This window comes from Bartonella sp. MU70NMGDW (assembly GCF_042194085.1).
Lineage (GTDB): Bacteria > Pseudomonadota > Alphaproteobacteria > Rhizobiales > Rhizobiaceae > Bartonella > Bartonella grahamii.
In genome coordinates this window covers 1-3,224 of record NZ_JBHIMK010000147.1, presented here as the reverse complement: position 1 = coordinate 3,224, position 3,224 = coordinate 1, and the positions used below count along the sequence as shown (strand labels likewise).

Sequence of the window (3,224 nt, the reverse complement as noted above, 5' to 3'; positions counted from 1 at the left end):
ATGAAGCATGAAAGTGGTTTACCCTTTGCAATTGACAGATCTCGCGGCAAAGAGGAACAACAAAGCGTTGTCTTTTATGGCACGCGTCCCTTTATTCAAAGTGGTGAATTGAATGAAGTTCAAACCATTATAAGGGGACGACATGACCGATTGGGGCGCCTTGTGGCACAAGAAGGAGACCGCGTTGAACGGGCTGATGCTTTTGTCAACAAAGAGACAAAGACCGTCACTTTAACGGATGGCAAGATTTATATCGCAGGCGATATTTTCCCCGTTGCACCAGCTGTACTCAACAATGTTGCTATGATTGGGCGCTTGGAAATTGGTGTGAAGCTGCAAAAAAAATGGATTACCCATGAGGATGATCCAGAGTTGTTGGGGCAAGTCCCTGGCACATTGGCAGAAGGAGAGCCTGGTGCCGCACGCGAAACAGCACAGCTTGTTTGGGCACTGAAAGAGGATGCGCAGAATGGCACTTTCTTTCCGGTTTATATTTTACAAGATGGTGTTCTGATTGATCAAAAATCCCCATCACTCCTTGAACCCGCCATGCAAGCCATTGCGACGTACGACCGTGCCCATGGGCATTATATCGTGAGTGGCTGCCGTGTGAGCGCATTGGGAGCCAATAACGGTTGCCAAGTGTTTAGCATTCAAGAAGGAGAAGCCAATATCAATGGCTTTAAACGTAAACGCCTTGCCGCCTTGCGCCATGAAGAGCCAGAGGATTTTTCGACAAGCGTTGTTCCAAGCGAAACGCATATTTTTGCGCCTTCAAAAGAGGGGGCAAGCTCTAAATCTAACATTCAGGCTGATTCTGCTGACTACCACACCGTTTCTCGTGGTCCGATCACCGCCGCCACTTCTGACATTCACGCTAGTTCTGGCGTCGTTCTAGCTGGTGGTGACATCACCATGGATGCTGGTCATGACATCACCGACCTTGCTGCTTACGGGCATGCTACTCCCGAAGAAACGCATATCTTTGCACCCCAAAAAGGGAAAACAAGCTTTACCTTTAAAACCTATTATGCTCCCATTGCCGATATTCATTCTCTTTTGCTTACAAAAGAAAAAACTGTCACACTAACCCGTGGTGCAATTGCTTCAGGGCGTGATGGTGTTCCTAATAAAAGCATCACTTCTTTTATCAAAGTCGTTCAAGGAAGCAAGGAATTTAAAGAAGGCACAGATTTTAAAAAAACCGGAGACACCATTGATTGGGCGCCCGTAGGAGATGAACCTTTAGCGGGAAGTAGCTATAAGGTGACTTATCGCTATCGCGCAAAAATTACCGCTGATAAGGTAACAGCGCAGGAAATCACAGTCTCAGGGGGTGCGGAGGGTGGTGATATTATCGTCAGTTACACTTACAAATTGCCCCGCATTGACCGCATAGGACTGAACACACAAGGCAATGTCGTATATATCAAAGGAGTTTCATCAGATCACCCCATGGCACCAAATGTCCCTGATGATGTGTTGTCCCTTGCAACCATTACCAACAATTGGCTTGAAACGCCGGTTGTGGTCAATGATGGCACACGTGTTGCCCCCTATGATGAGATGTGGCGCTATTTTCAACGAGTGCTTTCGCTTGACCGGTTGATGCAGTTAGAGCGCATTAAAAGCAATGTGGACTCTAAAGAACCTGTCGCCAAAAAAGGCATGTTCGCTGACCCTTTTCTTGATGATAGTTACAGAGATGAAGGCTTTCAACAAACGGGGGCTGTTGGCAACGGCATTTTGCAGCTTGCCATTGACCCAACATTCTATACTGCTCCTTTAAAAGCGCCTGTTACGCTTGACTGGACAAATGAAGTGATCATTGCGCAGGAATTGACAACGGCTTGCGAAAAAATCAATCCTTATCAAAATTTTGCACCCCTGCCTGGTACAGTAACCCTTGACCCCGCGACAGACTTCTGGCATGAACAGCGGACCGATTGGCTCTCGGGTATCACCAATCAAATCATCATGGGCAGGAACCGTGGGAGAACTATCCGTAACACAGAAGTGCGTGATGACTTGGTCAATGAGACTCAAGAGAAAATCGATTTTTTGAGACAAATTACCCTTTCTTTCAAAATTGAAGGCTTTGGCAGTAGCGAAATCTTGGAAAGTCTTACCTTTGATGGTGTGAATGTTTTGCCAGCGAGCCGCCTTGTTGCCGATAGCAAAGGCACCCTTGAAGGAAGCTTTACCATTCCTAAAAATATCACCGCTGGCACAAAAAATGTTATCGCACAAGGCAGAGGTGGAACAATTGCAACGGGGCTTTTTACCGGTCAAGGTGTGATTGATGTGAAAGTGATGCGGCGCACCACCACGGTGAAGATATGGACGCAATTTGACCCACAAGCGCAAGTTTTTACCCCCGATGAAACACGGCAAATCACCGGTATTGACTTTCATCTTTGCAAAATCGGCAATCAGAACCATGATCTGGTGATTGATTTGGTGACAACCGAAAACGGTTATCCGACCGCCGATATTCAAGCGCAAAGCTTTTATTCTATGAAGGGCGTAAAGCTAGGTTGGGCAGAGGCACGCTATGATGTACCACTCCTTGTGATGGATGACCGCTTAACGGCTTTCGTTATCAAGACAGATGATGCTGATCATTCCGTCTCCTTAGCAAAGCTTGGGGATTTTGATGCAGAACATCAAAGATACGTTTCAAGCCACCCTTACGTGACCGGTCCACGATTTTCTTCTGTCAATGCGCAGACATGGACCGCTCATCAAGATGAGGCTTTAGCCTTTCGAGTGCTGGCGGCACGCTACACACAAACAGAAAAAACCATTGATCTTGGCACTTTTGACCTTGTGGACTGCTCTGATTTGCAAATACGCGCAGCCATTGAATTGCCTTCAAGCGATTGTTCTGTCATCTTTGAAATTGAAAGAAACAACGGCACGGTTTATCAACTCCTTCCCTTTCAATTGCTAAGCCTTACCGAATATATCAGTGAAAAGGTAAAGCTTCGCGCTATTCTCAAAGGCACCGAAAAGCTCTCACCCGTCTTGTTTGCTCCTGTTCAATTGATTGCGGGGAAGATTCATAAGGAAGCCACTTATGTCACGCGTGCTTTTGCCTTTGGGGAAAAGGCAAGGTTAACCAGCTATATCAAAACATTTTTACCGGGCGGTGCAACCTTTACACTCGAGATGCAACTGGATGATGGTGCTTTCACCCCTTTGAAATTAGAGGAAACAGAGCA

Annotated in this window: 1 protein-coding gene; it reads left to right on the top strand. The window is 46.5% G+C overall.

Annotation, left to right across the window (positions count from 1 at the left end; translation table 11 throughout):
- Positions 1-3,224 (top strand): DUF4815 domain-containing protein (locus ACFIKE_RS08885; protein ID WP_375649393.1); only part of this gene is annotated, 3,224 nt, incomplete at both ends.